Source organism: Rhizobium rhododendri (assembly GCF_007000325.2).
Lineage (GTDB): Bacteria > Pseudomonadota > Alphaproteobacteria > Rhizobiales > Rhizobiaceae > Rhizobium > Rhizobium rhododendri.
This window is the reverse complement of the sequence record NZ_CP117267.1, coordinates 171044-185831: the sequence shown is the minus strand read 5'-3', so window position 1 is coordinate 185831 and position 14788 is coordinate 171044. Positions and strand designations below refer to the sequence as shown.

The window sequence follows — 14788 nt, the reverse complement described above, 5'->3', positions numbered from 1 at the left end:
ATCATGCGCACCTCTCCATGGCTCGTGTTCACCTACTCGGTGATCATCGTGCTTGGCATGCTCATCGCCCTGCCGAACGTCCTGCCGCAATCGGCTCTCAACCGCATTCCCGCCTGGCTGCCCCATAGCCAGGTCGCACTCGGCCTCGATCTTCGCGGCGGCTCCCACCTCGTTCTCGAAGTCGACGAAGGCGATCTGGTGCATGAACGTCTGCAGACGCTTGTCCAGGATGCCCGCCGCGTGCTGAGGGCGAAGAACATCCAGACCAAGTCGGTCGTCCAGAATGCGACGCAGGTCGTCATTGCGCTCACCGACCCGTCGCAGAGCGACGCGGCCGTGACCGAGCTGAAGACGCTGGCAAACACCATCACCACCGGCATCAGCGCCGGGCAATCCGACCTCAACGTGGCCTCGAATAACGGCATCATCACGCTTGCCTATTCGCAGGTCGGCATCAATGCCAACGTCGATGCCGCCGTCCAGCAGAGCCTCGAGATCATTCGCCAGCGCGTCGACCAGGTTGGCGTGTCCGAGCCGACCATCCAGCGTATCGGCAACAACCGCGTTCTCGTGCAACTGCCGGGCACCCAGGATCCTTCGCGCCTGCGCGAATTGCTGGGTTCGACGGCGAAAATGTCGTTCCACATGCTGTCTGACAGCGGCGACATCACCAACCCCGGCCCTGGCGTCACCGTCATGAAGGACGACAAGGGCAACAGCTATGCGATCCAGGATCGCGTCGAGCTCTCCGGCGACCGCCTCGCCGATGCCCGCGTCTCGTTCGACCAGAATACCCACGAACCGCTGGTGACGTTCCGCTTCGACAGCGCCGGTGCCAACCGCTTTGCTGAAATCACCCGTGCCAATGTCGGCAAGCCATTTGCCATCATTCTCGACAACAAGGTGCTGAGCGCGCCGGTCATCCGCGAACCGATCACCGGTGGCTCCGGCCAGATCTCGGGCAACTTCACCGCCGAAAGCGCAACCACGCTGTCGGCTCTGCTGCGCGCCGGCGCCCTGCCGGCCAAGCTCACCGTCATCGAGGAGCGCACGGTAGGCGCCGATCTTGGCGCCGATGCCATCAAGATGGGCATCTATTCAGGCCTCGTCGGCTTTGCCCTCGTCGCCCTGTTCATCTTCGTGCTTTACGGCACCTGGGGTATCCTTGCCAACGTCGCCCTGCTGATCCACACGATCCTGACCTTCTCGGCCCTGACGCTTGTCGGCGCCACGCTGACGCTGCCGGGCATCGCGGGTATCGTCCTCGGCATCGGCCTTGCAGTCGACGCCAACGTGCTGATCAACGAGCGTATCCGTGAAGAGACCCGCAAGGGACGCGGAGCCTTTGCCGCTATCGACAACGGTTTCCGTCGCGCCTACTCGACCATCATCGACGGGAACATGACGGCGCTGATTGCCGCCGCCATCCTGTTCTACTTCGGCTCTGGCCCGGTGCGCGGCTTCGCCGTCACCATGGGTCTCGGCCTGATCATCTCGATGTTCACCTCGGTCGCCTTCGTGCGCGTCGTGATGATCGCCATCGCCCGCCGTCGCAAGCTGAAGGTCATCAACATCCAGTCGATGTTCCGGTTCTCACCCTATGACCGGCACATCCAGTTCATGAAGGCCCGCTTTTTCGGCGTCGCAGTGTCGGCGATCCTGTCGCTCGCGTCGATCGGACTGTTCATCTATCCGGGCCTCAACTACGGCGTCGACTTCCGTGGCGGCATCCAGATGTCGGTGAAGACGCAAGGGACGGCCGATCTTTCGACGTTCCGCGAAGGCCTGAACACACTCGGCCTGGGTGAAATCACCCTGCAGTCGTTTGGCGACAAGAACACCATTCTGGTCCGGGCCCAGCGCCAGGATGGCGGCGAGGAAGCCCAGACGGCAGCAGTTACAAAGCTGAAAGCCGAAGTCACCAAGATCGACCCGACAGCAACGGTCGAAGGCACCGATGTCATCGGCCCGAAGGTTTCGGGCGAACTGGCTTGGGCCGGCATCCTGTCGGTGGTTATCGCCAGCTTCGCGATGCTGTTCTACATCTGGTTCCGCTTCGAATGGCCGTTTGCCGTCGGCGCCATCGTGACCTTGGTGCTTGACGTCACCAAGCTGGTGGGCTTTTTCGCTATCACCGGCCTCGACTTCAACCTGACGGCCATCGCCGCGGTGCTGACGATGGTCGGCTACTCGGTCAACGACAAGGTCGTCGTCTACGACCGCATGCGTGAAAACATGCGTCTCTACAAGTCGATGCCCTTGCGCGAGATCATCGACAAGTCGATCAACGAAACCCTCGCCAGAAGCCTTTACACCAACGCTACCGCATTCCTGGCGCTGGTCCCGATGGCGATCTGGGGCGGCAGCGCCGTGTCGAGCTTCGCCATTCCGATGGTGTTCGGCATCCTCGTTGCCGGTGCATCGTCGATCTTTATCGCGGCGCCGATCCTGCTGTTCCTCGGCGACTGGCGCACCCGCCACCGCGCAGTTACCGTCGCAAACGACGCCAAGGCAGCAGAAGCCGAAGCGGCCAAGCCGAAGAAGCAGCTTCCGGCAGCGGAATAAAAAAGAAAGGGCGCCCCGGCAGGAGGCGCCCTTTTTCTTTACTCCATAGCCGGATCAGATCTTTGGACGGTGCAGCGGCAGCCCCGGCTTGGGCGCCGGGATGCGCTCGATGGCGCCGTGCTCCTGTTCGGTGATCAGCACCTGCTTGCCATCGACGGTGAAGGCGACGTTGCTCGGCAGCGTGCCGTTCGTGCGGATATGGCCAGAGAGCTTGCCGGACGTGTCGATCAGGCAGATGTCGCCCTGGCCATACACGGCGCAGTACAGTGTATCGTCGCGATCGAAGGCCAGTCCGGCAGGTCCCTTCAGGCGCGTCCCCATCGGCGAGCGCAGGGCGTGGGCAAAGATTTCCTGCCGGCCGCCAAGCACCTGGCGGTAGATATTCCCCGTCAGCATCTCGCTGTAATAGAGCAAGCCGTTCGAATCGAAGGCAATGCCGCTCGCCAGCAGCAGACCCGCAGCCAGCGACCGGAGCACGCGCCCGTCGGCGGGATCGATCTGGTAGATGCAACCATTGTAGGGCGCATTCAAAAAGTCCGGCCGGATTGTTTGGCCGATGACGAGATCGGCAATCCGAACGCCGGCGTCGCTCATGTACAGAAGCCCGTCCGGACCGAAGGCGAGATCACGCGGCAGGACGAAGGGTCCCGTCTCGCTGCCTTCGATCATCTGCAGCATACGACCTTCGGGCGACAGGCGAACCAGCGAGTTTTCCGGACCGCCAGCCACCCAGAAGCAGCCATCGCCATCGACAGCCAAGCCTGACGGACGTCCTCCCGGTCGGCAGATTTCCCGGCGTTGGCCGTGCGGTGCGATTACCGATACGCACCGGCGGCCGTCTTCCATCTCGACATATGCGATGCGCCCATCCTGCAGTCCGACCGGCCCGTCAGGCTGGTGCAACCCGACTGCAATCGTCTCATTCATTCCGACGCATCTCCCGGGGTACGCAATAACATTAAAGACATTGCTAACCTTTCCGATTCGTTAAGTAAACGATAGCCGACCGCCGTCCCTCTGGGCATCGTTGCGTCAAACAGACCCAAGCTCGCTTGACAGTTTTCGCCGATTCAGAACATTTAACGAACATTCGGGCAATCTAATGGTGCTCCGAAAATCTTCGGAAACTCAATAACGGCATGGCAGCGGCCGCTCCGGAGCAATAGAGGAGAGCCGATGAACGCCGCCTATCTGGAAAAACTCAATCCCGAGCAGCGGCTGGCCGTCGAGCACGGCACCGACATCGACGGAAGCCATGTCTCCGGACCCCTGCTGGTGATCGCCGGTGCCGGCTCCGGAAAGACCAACACGCTCGCCCACCGCGTGGCGCATCTCATCGTCAAGGGCGCCGATCCGCGCCGCATCCTGCTGATGACCTTCTCCCGCCGGGCTGCTGCCGAGATGGGCCGCCGCGTCGAGAAGATCTGCGCCCAGGTGCTCGGCCCGAAAGCCGGGATCATGACGGACGCACTGGCCTGGAGCGGGACATTCCACGGCATCGGCGCGCGCCTGTTGCGCGACTATGCCGAACAGATCGGCCTCGACCCGGCGTTTACGATCCACGATCGCGAAGATAGCGCCGACCTGATGAACCTTATCAGGCACGACCTCGGTTTTTCGAAGACCGAGAACCGCTTTCCGACCAAAGGCACCTGCCTTGCCATCTATTCGCGCGCGGTCAATTCCGAGACGCCGCTGGACCAGGTTCTGCGCGATGTCTTCCCGTGGTGCGCCACCTGGGAGAATCAGTTGCGGGAACTCTTTGCCAGCTATGTCGAGGCGAAGCAGGTGCAGAACGTCCTCGATTACGACGACCTGCTGCTCTACTGGGCGCATATGGTGCATGAGCCGCTGATCGCCGAAGACATTGGCAACCGGTTCGACCATGTCATGGTCGACGAATACCAGGACACCAACCGGCTGCAATCGTCGATCCTGATGGCGCTGAAGCCCGGCGGACAGGGCCTTACGGTTGTCGGCGACGACGCCCAGTCGATCTACTCCTTCCGCGCCGCGACGGTGCGCAACATCCTCGATTTCCCCACATCATTTTCGCCGGCCGCCCGTATCGTCACGCTCGACCGCAACTATCGCTCGACGCAGCCGATCCTTGCCGCCGCCAACGCCGTCATCGATCTCGCCTCGGAGCGCTTTACCAAAAACCTGCGCACCGAGCGGACATCGGCACAGCGCCCGAAGCTGGTGACCGTTCGCGATGAGGCCGACCAGGCCCGCTACATCGCCGACATGGTGCTCGAGAACCGCGAGGGCGGGACAATTCTCAAACAGCAGGCGGTGCTCTTCCGGGCCTCGCACCACTCCGGCCCGCTGGAGATCGAACTGACGCGGCGCAACATTCCGTTCGTCAAGTTTGGCGGCCTGAAATTCCTCGACAGCGCCCACGTGAAGGACATGCTGGCCGCACTGCGCTTTGCCCAGAACCCGCGCGACCGCGTGGCCGGTTTCCGACTGATGCAGCTTCTGCCCGGCGTCGGGCCGTCGACAGCACAAAAAGTGCTCGACCGGATGGACGACGAGGCGAGCCCGATTACCGCGCTGACCGAAATCCCCGCCCCGCCTCGCAGCGGCGATGACTGGACCAGTTTTGTCGAGACCTTGCAGGCGGTGAAATCGGGCAAGGCCGGCTGGCCGGCTGAAATCGGCCTGGTGCGGGAATGGTATGCGCCACATCTGGAGCGCTTGCACGAGGATGCAGCGACACGGCAGGCGGATCTTCTGCAGCTCGAGCAGATCGCCTCGGGCTATCCCTCGCGGGAACGTTTTCTGACCGAACTGACACTCGACCCGCCGGATGCGACGAGCGACCAGGCCGGAGTTCCGCTGCTCGACGAAGATTATCTCATCCTCTCGACCATCCATTCCGCCAAGGGCCAGGAATGGACCAAGGTATTCATGCTGAACGTCATCGACGGCTGCATTCCCTCGGATCTCGGCGTCGGCACCAGCGCCGAGATCGAGGAGGAGCGTCGGCTGCTCTACGTGGCGATGACCCGCGCCAAGGACAATCTAGACCTGGTGCTGCCACAGCGCTTCTTCGTCCACGGCCAGAACGCCCAGGGCGACCGCCACGTCTATGCCAACCGCACCCGCTTCATTCCTGCGACGCTGCTACAGTTCTTCGAAGTCTGCGGCTGGCCCACCGCCCGCTCAGACTCACCCGCCGCGCAGCAGGCAAGGCAGATCCGGGTGGATGTCGGCGCGCGGATGCGAGGGATGTGGCGGTAGCGGCGGTCCCTCATAGCGGCGCCAAGACCAAGTGGAATGTTCCGTTCGACGTCTTCCGGATTGAGTTTCCATTGCCGTCTATAACGCCTCTGACCATGCGGCGCATGTTGGAGAAGCCAGCGAAGGTCACCGTATCCACCGGTTCATCAAGCCGGATAGAGACGGAATAATATTTCCCCGTGGAGGACAAAGCGTTGATCGCGCCTTTGAAAACCTGTCCAAGATACCGCCCCTGCACCCTTTGACGCAGGAAAAAAGGCGCAGGCACTGCCTTTGCCAGGCGTGCCGACAGGGTGTTCCAATCGCGAGCATCGGACTGATGCGCAATCACCTCGAGTGCCTGGCCATGACCCAAACTTAGACCCTGGAGAGCTAAGGCGGTCTTCAGTTTATTTGCTTGCGCTTTGGCTTCCGCGATGGTTCTGACAGTCATGACGGGCTCCCCATGCCACTCAGGCCTATCCCGCCCGTGAGCCTACGCGTTTTCAAGGCAGCAGACAGCACCAGCAGAGCGACAATCGCGGTGAGACTATCTGCCAGCGGATAGGCGAACCAGATAAGATCGGCGCCCCCTATCGCTGCAATAACCGCGATGAGCAACGGCAGCAGCACGAACGGCTTGGCTACCGTCAGCAAGCCCGCCAGCGCCGGTTGGCCCACGGCCTGGAAATACATTCCGAAGACAAAAATCGGTCCTGAAACCAGATAGAACGCCGCCATAGGCCGAAAAAGCCTTCCGGTTTCGGCAATCACATCGGGATTTGAGACAAACAATGCGCCGACCCTACCCCCGGCGCAGAGCAGAAAAACTTCCACTGCAAAACAATAGACCAATACGGTTGTCGCCGCGATCCAAAGGGCCTTGTCGGCGCGGGCGGAGAAGCCGGCACCAACATTGTTGCCGACGACGCTCTGCATAGCCACCGCGATCGCCATGATCGGCAAAAACGCGAAACCGAAAACGCGGGTCACGATGCCATAGGCGGCGATGGATTTCTCGTAATCTACGCTGATGCCGAGACGCAGGGCAAGAAGCACGGCCGTTCCCGAAAGTGCTATGCCTATGAAACCCAGACTGACCGGCGCTCCTAGCGCCAGCAGCCGTCGCCATTCCCCTGTCCAGCGGTTCCGCCAGAGGCTCCCAAGGGGCATCATCCCGTCGACAAACGGGCGCAAGCCGACCAACAGTCCCAACCCTATTGCCTGCGCGAGTATCGTGCCGAGCGCCGATCCAGCGATCCCGAGTTCTAGCAGCACGATCATGAAGTAGTTCAGCACAATATTGATGAGCGTCACGGCAAGCGACATGAGCGCCATCAACCCCGCTTTTCCCTCGTTCCTCCAGGCATCGGCGTGAATCCCCAACAGGAACTGCACCGGAGTTCCGAATATGCTAATCGCCAGAAAGACCCAGACCATTTCCGCAACCGATCTGTCGGAGCCGGCACTTCGCAAGGCAAAGCTCCATCCTCCCGCCAGAAATATCAGGATCAGCATTGCGGCGATGAGCAGGGCAAGCCCATGGGCGGCCGCAAAGGTCGCGGCAGCGGCCTGGCGGGCAGCGGCGCCAAGCTGGCGAGCCAGGAAACTGGACATCCCGGCGCTGACGAGCGTGGAGAGGGCAATGGTTAGCATGAGCACGGGGAAGGCGATGCCGACCGCTGCCATGGCTTTCGTGCCGACGAACCGACCGAGGAATGCGGCGTCGACGATACCAAGAAGCCCATTCATCAGCATGATGGCAGCCATGGGCAAGGCGGTAGCGGCAAATATTTTGTGCACAGGCGCAGTCAGAAATAGGTTGTCGTCAGAATGTCCTGTGGACATTGCTCACTCCTCCAGAGAGGCATTTCGGCTGAGGATGGGAGCCCGCATTGCCACCACCGAAATGCTTCGAGGGTGAGGATAATCTGTCTGCCGAACTTCACCGTGACTTGCGTCTGCAGGCGGCAGGTGTTCGTAACCCGTGCCACTTCAATCACTGCGGGAAATCTTTGTCAACGAGCCAGTTTCCGGGGGACTTCGCTTCAAGAGCCGCGGAGGGGTGCCGGGGCTCCGAATTCTGGCGGATTTAGCCGACAAGCTTTGGTGTGCCTCACACTGGTCTGGAGAGCAGGCCCGTGGCCAGTGCCTGAAACGCGTCGATGGCCTTCGGGAGGACGGTCTCGGCATCTTCACTTGCAGCGACCCACAACGCGGCATTCAGCGCAGCCCCGCTGAGAAGTCGGGCAACCGCTTCGGCATCCAGGGGCTTGAGTATCCCTTTTTCCATAAGCCTTTGCACCGCCTGCCTTGTCACATCGAGGCAGTTGTCCTGACTGGGCCATTTCGATGGGTCTCCGAGGACAGCGGGGCCGTCCAGCAGAACAATCCTTTGAACCTCGGGGTCAAGCGCCATCTGGATATAGGCCGTCGCCTCCGCGAGCAGACCCTGCCACTCGTCTGATTGGGCCGCACCAATCGCCTTGGCCCGTTGCGCCATCTCTGAATCAATCTCGTTGACCACGGCGGCGAGCAGTCCGCGCTTGTCTCCGAAGTTGTGGTACAGCGCGCCGCGCGTCAGGCCAGCATCAGCCGTCAATTCGTCCATGGACGCGGCGAAATAGCCTTTTTCCGCAAACGCCTTGCGCCCGGCGGCAATGAGCTTGCCGCGGTTTTCTTCCATCGTCTCGGCGCGCCGCTTTGCCATTCATCATTCCAATTTCACATACGTACCGTATATAGATTGACATACACGTCGTATGTCATCTACTTTCGCATACGCAACGTATCTCAAATTGTCCGCCGTGGGAAGCCTGATGGCGAAGCTCCCACGGTGGCCAGAAGGAATAAAATGACCACGCGAAACGCAATATTTCCACCTCATAGACATGCGCTCTACGAAGCACACGGCTATTCGGCAGCGATTCAGTCCGGCGACCTGCTGTTTGTCTCCGGCCAGGTCGGCAGCCGCATCGACGGGACACCTGAACCCGAATTCCAGGGCCAGGTTGAACGTGCCTTCGAGAACCTGGCTGCCGTGCTCAAAGCAGCGGGCTGCACCTTCGAGGATGTGATGGATGTCACGACGCTCCACACCGATCCGCAGAACCAGTTCGACACCATCATGCCGGTCAAGCAGCGCTACTTCGGGGAAAAGCCTTATCCAGCCTGGACTGCCGTCGGGGTGACATGGCTCGCCGGCTTTGATTTCGAGATCAAGGTGATCGCGCGCCTGCCGGCAAAGGCTTAGATTCGACCGCGGTGTTGTCTCACTGCTGATACGAACCCGAAACCGGCGATGGCTGCCAGGGCTGCGGGCAGCCATCGCGAATTGCGACCCTTGCCGAGGACGGGCGCGCGAATGCGGGCATGTGGCGGCAGCGGTCAGACTTTGCCCGCACTCACCTCTGCGACGATGGCATCGATATCGGCGATCACCTCACGCAGGTAACCGATCTCGGCCCGTAACCGGTGCTGCCCGTGCTTAAGCGCCGATCGTTTGGTGATGCCGATGTAGGGAGCCGCCCAGTCGTTGATGCGATTGGCTTCCGCTAGCTGCGCTTCGAGCGCCTTCAACCTGATATCGAGGAGGCGCGGCAGTTCGGCGGCGCTGGCGGGGTCGAGCCGGATCAGGGCAAGGTCGAACGGGTCGTGTTTGTACCAGATGTCGGTGAGGCCCGAACGGCGGAGATCGGCGAGAACGCGCCGACCCTCGTCAGTGATCTCATAGATCTGCCGCACGGGGCGATTGCCATCACGCTCTTCGCTGATCTGACGAAGAAGCTTCTCCTCCGCCAGCCTCGACATTGCTCCGTAGACGGCTCCGACCGATATGTCGGTCCAAAGCGATACATAGCGGTTTTCGGCTTCTAGCCGGAGCCGATGGCCATGCATGGGCCCGAGCAGATCGAAGGACGACAGAATGAACAAGCGAATTGACGACATCTTACTCTCGCGATACTACTCTCGCAGGAGTATTCCCCTGCATCCCGATTTGTCGGGTATCTTTTCAAGGAGTAGAACGACATGAAGGCAAGCGGCAACACAATCCTCGTCACAGGCGGCGGTTCGGGCATTGGACGTGCGCTTGCCCAGCGCTGGCACGATGCCGGCAATCGCGTCATCGTCACCGGGCGCCGCCGCGAGATGCTGGAAGAAACAGCGCAGGATCGGGAAAATATCTTCGTCCACGAACTCGACATCGACGATGCCGCTGCGATTGAAGCAGGCGTCGGCGTGATCGTCGCTGCCTATCCGGACCTGAATGTGCTGGTGAACAATGCCGGGACCTACAAGAGCGAAAATCCGACCCGGAAGCGCGACCTCGCCGACGCGGAACGTATGATCGTGACCAATGTGCTGGGTCCGATCCGGATGACGAATGCGCTGATCGACCACCTCTCCGCGCAAAGCCATGCGACGATCATCAATGTTTCGTCCGGGACCGCCTTCGTGCCCTACCCGGCCTCGCCCACCTACAGCGCCTCCAAGGCAGCGATCCACTCCTACACTGCCGCCATCCGCCCGCTGCTCAAGGGACGGGTCGAGATCATCGAGATCATTCCGCCTCAGGTGCAGACCGAGCTGACACCTGGTCAATCCCTGGACCCGAACTCGCAGCCGCTCGGCGAATTTGCCGACGAGGTCTTGGCATTGCTCCATGGCAATGGCGACCAATCGCCGGAAGAAGTGAGCGTCGAGCGTGTGCGCTACTTTCGCAATGCCGAACGGGCGGGACAATTCGACGAGGTGCTGGCGATGATGGTCGAATATACGCCCAAGGACTGAGCGGGGGCGACGCAGCCGTTTTTACCGGTCGAACAGCTTTGCCTCGGACACCTCAAGGAAGCGTTCCAGCGCCGCCTCGTCCACCGCATCGAGGCTGTCGGGGGACCATTGCGGATTGCGGTCCTTGTCGATGATGGCGGCGCGGATACCCTCGTAGAAATCGGTAGTCTTGAGGATCTGGCGGCAGGCGCCGAGTTCCCGCTCCAGACATTCGGATAGATCCCGGCTCTTCCGCCCGGCGCGCAGCAGGAGCAGCGTCAGCTTCAGGCTGGTCGGGGAGCGCGTGGCGATGGCTTTCAGGCTGTCGGCGGCGAAGGCGTCAGGCTCCATGGCCAGCGCCGCCATGATGGCCTCGACGCTGTCATGGGCAAACGCACGGCCGATCGTCACGGCGTTGGCGACGAAGATGCCGTCTTCCGGCGGCGTGGCAAAGGCTGCAATTGCCGTATGGACGTCTTCCGCCGAAGCGCCCGGCGGCAATCCGCCAATGGCAGCAAGCACTTCGGCGAGGTCCTGCGAGGCTACGTGATGGTCGGCAAGGCCGGCATCGATCGCATCCGCAGCGCCGATGGCAAGGCCTGTCAGGGCAAGCCAGGTGCCGGTCTCGCCTCCATCGCGGGAGAGCAGCCACGTGGCGCCGACATCGGGGAAGTAGCCGATACCGGTCTCGGGCATAGCCAGGCGCGTCCGCTCGGTAACGATGCGGTGGCTGCCATGGGAGGAGAGGCCGACGCCGCCACCCATGGTGATGCCGTCCATCAGTGCCACATAGGGTTTCGGGTATTCGGCAATCATCCGGTTGAGCCGGAATTCCTCGCGCCAGAAGCTGGTGGCGTCCTTGCCGCCGGCGCTGCCGCTCTGATGCAGGGCGCGGATGTCGCCGCCGGCACAAAGTCCTCGCTCGCCCTCGCCCATGATAGCGACACTGGCAATCGCCGGATCGGCGGCGAAGCTTTCGAGGCTGCCGGCTATGGCCCGAACCATGGATAGCGTCAGGCTGTTCAGCGCCTTCGGTCGGTTAAGCCGGATGACGCCGACCGAGCCGTTGCGTTCGATGATGATCTCGTCTGCTGCCTGCATTGCCGAACTCCGCCCCTTTTTGCGAAGGAGATGGGCACCCTCTACCGGTCTGTCCAGCGCCATCTGAGAATAAGACGCCGGGATTGACAAGTACGGCGACAGACGCACGCGCACTGTGCATTCCGTTGCGATATCAGCAGACGGCGGCGACGGGGGCTGGGGTCGTGAACCGGTCGGCCTCGCGGCGCTGCGCCAGATGATTTTCCCAGGCGAGCGACGAGCGCACGATGGTTTCCATGCAGTTGCGCCGTGGCGTCCAGCCGAGCACATCGCGAGCGAAGCTTGCATCGGCAACGACGCAGGCTGCATCGCCCGGCCGGCGCGGCGCGTGGTTTATCCGGAAGGCGCGTCCGTGAACCCGCGTCACCATGTTGAGCACGTCGAGGACGGAATAGCCCATGCCATAGCCGCAATTGGCAATCAGCGAAGGCCCGCCTGCCCTTAGGTGCTGCAGGGCCTTCAGGTGCGCCTCGGCGAGATCGCTGACATGAATGTAGTCGCGTACGCCGGTGCCGTCATGGGTCGGATAGTCGGTGCCATAGATATCGACGGCCGGGCGCCGGCCGAGTGCTGCCTCGCAGGCCACCTTGACGAGATGCGTGGCACCTTCCGTCGACTGGCCGGTGCGGCCTTCCGGGTCGGCTCCGGCGACGTTGAAATAGCGCAGTGCGACATAGCGGAAATCGTAGGCAGCAGCGGCGTCGCGCAGCATGTACTCCGACATCAGCTTGGAGAGCCCATAGGGTGTTTCCGGATTGAGCGAGGCAGTTTCCGGCACCGGTTCGCCCGTCGGCTGCGGCCCGTAGACGGCGGCTGTGGAGGAGAAGACAAAATGGCGAACCCCTGCCCTGACGGCAGCGCTCATCAGCACGCGCGTCTTGCCGGTGTTGTTCTCGTAGTAGGCGAGCGGATCCTTGATCGAGGACGAGACAATGGCCGAGCCCGCGAAATGGACGATCGCTTCGATATCGTTTTCGGCAAAGATCTTTTGCAGCACGGTCTCGTCGGCTGCATCGCCCAGGTAAAAACGCGCAGCCGGTGCCACAGCCCAGCGGAAGCCGGTCGACAGTCTGTCGATCACCACCACGTCCTCGCCGGCATCCAGCAAGGTCCAGACCATATGGCTGCCGATATAGCCGGCACCGCCCGTTACCAATATCGCCATGTCTTGCATCCCTGGCTTGTCATCGCGGGAGCATTGGCTCGCGTCATTTGATATTTGATTATCAATCCACCTTTCCACAACTTTAAGGGTCGGAGAATGGTGGCGTAGTTAGCAATGTCTTGATGAGATAGACAGGCTTTTAGCGAATTTGCGCGGAAGAACACACTCCTGAGCCTGTGCCGGGAGTGTGGAGACTTTCGCGTGGGCGATCAGAGGCTGAGGATATACTTGCTCAACCGCTCTGCGGCGTCGGTGATCTGTCGGGGATCGCGCAGGAAGCAGGCGCGCAGGAACAGTTCCCCGCCAGCCCCAAACGCCGTTCCCGGTGCCAGGCCGACGCCGGTCTTGTCGACAATATCGAGCGCTGCCTGGCGGCTGTCGGTAATACCGTCGATCTTGAGGAAAGCGTATAGCGCGCCGTCGGGCTTCAGCGTCTCGACGCGGTTGGTGGCAACCAGTGCCTCGCAGAGGATATCCCGCGACAGCGTCGCCTTTTCGATGTTGCTCTCCACGAACACGTCGCCGGCATTAAGCGCAGCGACCGCGCCCATCTGCATGAAGTGGGCAACGCCAGATGTCGAATATTGCACGAGGTTCTCCAGCACCTGCCCGGTTTCAGGCGGCGCGACGATCCAGCCGATGCGCCAACCGGTCATCGACCAGTTCTTTGAGAAGGAATTGACGAAGAGGATGCGATCATCCGGCTGCCTGGTATCGAGCAGCGATGGCGCGCGACCGCCTGCGTAGTGAAAACGCGCGTAGATCTCGTCGGCCATGATCCAGAGACCGTGCTTGCGGGCGAGCGCCAGGATCGTGGTCAGATCCTCACGGCTCGCAGTCCAGCCGGTGGGGTTGGACGGTGTATTGAGAAACAGGCCCTTGGTTTTCGGCGTGATGGCGGCCTCGATGCGACCGATATCGAGGGCCCACTTGCCGCCTTCGAAATCGAGCTGGACACCGACCGAGCGTGCGCCGGCGATTTCGAGGGCCGCTGCAATGTTCGGCCAGGCCGGGGTCAAATAGATCATCTCGTCGCCCGGCGAGGTAATCGCCTGGACGGAGAGCTGGATCGCCTGCATGCCTGAACCGGTGACGTAGAAATTGTCGGGTGAGAGCGCCACGTTGAAATGACGGGCATAATAATCCGATAGCGCTTGGCGCAATTCCGGGATGCCGCGCTGCCAGGTGTAGAAGGTGTCGCCGGCGGCAAGCGAGGCCATGGCGGCCTGGTTGATGAAATCAGGCGTCGACAAATCACCCTCGCCAACCCAGAGCGGCAGCAGGCCTTCCCGCCCACGTGCATAGTTGAGGACTTCGACGATACCGCTTTCGGGGGCTGCAAGCGCGCGCGGGCTGAGGCTGTTTACGATGGACATGCTGGGGTCTCCGGTTAGCCGCCTTCATAAGGCAGTTCGACGCGGAAATCCCATGACTTTGCTTGGATGACCAATCGATTTCAGTGATGGAAGAAACCCCACCGCAATGCGGCGGGTTCCGGTAAACACGATCATACGGCAGTCCGGCTGGCGAGAAGGTCGCGAATTTCTGTCAGCAGCGCGACGTCGGCCGGCGGAGGTGCCGCGGCTGTTGTCGTTTCTTCCTTGCGCTCCACCTGCCGGCGCAGCGCGTTGACGCCCTTGACCATCATGAAAATGATCCAGGCGAGAATCAGGAAATTGATGAGCACGGTGATGAAGTTGCCGTATGCAAAGACTGCGCCTTGCGCGCGCGCGGCTGCCAGTGTCGGCGCATTGACTGCACTCGAAAGGCCGATGAAATAGTTCGAGAAATCGAAGCCCCCGAAAACCGCGCCGACGACCGGCATGATGATGTCGTCCACCAGCGATTTGACGATGCCGCTGAATGCGCCGCCGATGATCACGCCAACGGCAAGGTCCATGACGTTGCCACGGGCGATGAAAGATTTGAATTCATTGAGCATGGACGCCCCCCTTTAGGATT

General features: G+C 61.5%; 13 protein-coding genes. 4 read left to right on the top strand and 9 right to left on the bottom strand.

What is annotated here, in order from left to right; all coding sequences use genetic code 11:
* Positions 1-3: 3 nt before the first annotated feature.
* Positions 4-2565 carry a protein translocase subunit SecD gene (secD, locus tag PR018_RS00915; protein WP_142823985.1) on the top strand — a complete coding sequence of 854 codons (2562 nt, stop codon included), beginning with the start codon at positions 4-6 and terminating at the stop codon, positions 2563-2565.
* A gap of 54 nt (positions 2566-2619) precedes the next feature.
* On the opposite strand, the gene PR018_RS00910 is transcribed toward secD, so the two are convergent.
* Positions 2620-3492 (bottom strand): SMP-30/gluconolactonase/LRE family protein, encoded by an 873-nt coding sequence (locus tag PR018_RS00910; RefSeq protein WP_142823984.1) that lies wholly within the window; start codon positions 3490-3492, stop codon positions 2620-2622.
* 249 nt (positions 3493-3741) lie between these two features.
* Here PR018_RS00910 and PR018_RS00905 point away from each other — a divergent pair, with 249 nt between their 5' ends.
* Positions 3742-5811, top strand: a complete 2070-nt coding sequence (locus PR018_RS00905; RefSeq protein WP_142823983.1) for an ATP-dependent helicase — start codon at positions 3742-3744, stop codon at positions 5809-5811.
* A 10-nt stretch (positions 5812-5821) separates the two neighbouring features.
* Here the strand turns inward: PR018_RS00905 and PR018_RS00900 are convergent, their stop codons facing one another.
* From PR018_RS00900 to PR018_RS00890, 3 genes are all read right to left on the bottom strand, one after another.
* Positions 5822-6244, bottom strand: coding sequence for a glyoxalase superfamily protein (locus PR018_RS00900; RefSeq protein WP_142823982.1), 423 nt, complete (start codon positions 6242-6244; stop codon positions 5822-5824).
* On the bottom strand, positions 6241-7638 hold the full coding sequence (locus PR018_RS00895; RefSeq protein WP_142823981.1) for an MATE family efflux transporter: 1398 nt from the start codon (positions 7636-7638) through the stop codon (positions 6241-6243). The genes PR018_RS00900 and PR018_RS00895 overlap by 4 nt, the downstream gene beginning before the upstream one ends.
* Positions 7639-7906: 268 nt before the next feature.
* Entirely contained in the window at positions 7907-8500 is a 594-nt protein-coding gene (locus PR018_RS00890; protein WP_142823980.1) for a TetR/AcrR family transcriptional regulator, read from the bottom strand.
* Positions 8501-8644: 144 nt separating this feature from the next.
* Here PR018_RS00890 and PR018_RS00885 point away from each other — a divergent pair, with 144 nt between their 5' ends.
* A complete protein-coding gene (locus PR018_RS00885) occupies positions 8645-9043 on the top strand; it encodes a RidA family protein (RefSeq protein WP_142823979.1) in 399 nt (132 codons plus the stop codon).
* 134 nt (positions 9044-9177) lie between these two features.
* On the opposite strand, the gene PR018_RS00880 is transcribed toward PR018_RS00885, so the two are convergent.
* A complete protein-coding gene (locus PR018_RS00880) occupies positions 9178-9738 on the bottom strand; it encodes a PadR family transcriptional regulator (protein WP_142823978.1) in 561 nt (186 codons plus the stop codon).
* A gap of 81 nt (positions 9739-9819) precedes the next feature.
* Here PR018_RS00880 and PR018_RS00875 point away from each other — a divergent pair, with 81 nt between their 5' ends.
* Entirely contained in the window at positions 9820-10581 is a 762-nt protein-coding gene (locus PR018_RS00875) for an SDR family oxidoreductase (protein WP_142823977.1), read from the top strand.
* Positions 10582-10602: 21 nt separating this feature from the next.
* Here the strand turns inward: PR018_RS00875 and PR018_RS00870 are convergent, their stop codons facing one another.
* The 4 genes from PR018_RS00870 to mscL form a co-directional block, all read right to left on the bottom strand.
* A complete protein-coding gene (locus PR018_RS00870; protein WP_142829136.1) occupies positions 10603-11661 on the bottom strand; it encodes an enoyl-CoA hydratase/isomerase family protein in 1059 nt (352 codons plus the stop codon).
* 133 nt (positions 11662-11794) lie between these two features.
* Complete coding sequence (gene galE, locus PR018_RS00865) at positions 11795-12826, bottom strand: UDP-glucose 4-epimerase GalE (protein WP_142823975.1); 1032 nt, start codon at positions 12824-12826, stop codon at positions 11795-11797.
* 209 nt (positions 12827-13035) lie between these two features.
* Positions 13036-14202, bottom strand: coding sequence for a pyridoxal phosphate-dependent aminotransferase (locus PR018_RS00860; RefSeq protein WP_142823974.1), 1167 nt, complete (start codon positions 14200-14202; stop codon positions 13036-13038).
* A gap of 131 nt (positions 14203-14333) precedes the next feature.
* Positions 14334-14768, bottom strand: coding sequence for a large conductance mechanosensitive channel protein MscL (gene mscL / locus PR018_RS00855; protein ID WP_142823973.1), 435 nt, complete (start codon positions 14766-14768; stop codon positions 14334-14336).
* Between the last annotated feature and the right edge of the window lie 20 nt (positions 14769-14788).

Excerpts from the sequence above, each read along its gene's own strand:
- secD (WP_142823985.1), top strand. The coding sequence starts at position 4 with ATGCGCACCTCTCCATGGCTCGTGTTCACCTACTCGGTGATCATCGTG.
- PR018_RS00890 (WP_142823980.1), bottom strand. The coding sequence starts at position 8,500 with ATGGCAAAGCGGCGCGCCGAGACGATGGAAGAAAACCGCGGCAAGCTC.
- PR018_RS00870 (WP_142829136.1), bottom strand. The coding sequence starts at position 11,661 with ATGCAGGCAGCAGACGAGATCATCATCGAACGCAACGGCTCGGTCGGC.
- PR018_RS00900 (WP_142823982.1), bottom strand. The coding sequence starts at position 6,244 with ATGACTGTCAGAACCATCGCGGAAGCCAAAGCGCAAGCAAATAAACTG.
- PR018_RS00885 (WP_142823979.1), top strand. The coding sequence starts at position 8,645 with ATGACCACGCGAAACGCAATATTTCCACCTCATAGACATGCGCTCTAC.
- PR018_RS00895 (WP_142823981.1), bottom strand. The coding sequence starts at position 7,638 with ATGTCCACAGGACATTCTGACGACAACCTATTTCTGACTGCGCCTGTG.
- PR018_RS00910 (WP_142823984.1), bottom strand. The coding sequence starts at position 3,492 with ATGAATGAGACGATTGCAGTCGGGTTGCACCAGCCTGACGGGCCGGTC.
- galE (WP_142823975.1), bottom strand. The coding sequence starts at position 12,826 with ATGGCGATATTGGTAACGGGCGGTGCCGGCTATATCGGCAGCCATATG.
- PR018_RS00880 (WP_142823978.1), bottom strand. The coding sequence starts at position 9,738 with ATGTCGTCAATTCGCTTGTTCATTCTGTCGTCCTTCGATCTGCTCGGG.
- mscL (WP_142823973.1), bottom strand. The coding sequence starts at position 14,768 with ATGCTCAATGAATTCAAATCTTTCATCGCCCGTGGCAACGTCATGGAC.
- PR018_RS00905 (WP_142823983.1), top strand. The coding sequence starts at position 3,742 with ATGAACGCCGCCTATCTGGAAAAACTCAATCCCGAGCAGCGGCTGGCC.
- PR018_RS00860 (WP_142823974.1), bottom strand. The coding sequence starts at position 14,202 with ATGTCCATCGTAAACAGCCTCAGCCCGCGCGCGCTTGCAGCCCCCGAA.
- PR018_RS00875 (WP_142823977.1), top strand. The coding sequence starts at position 9,820 with ATGAAGGCAAGCGGCAACACAATCCTCGTCACAGGCGGCGGTTCGGGC.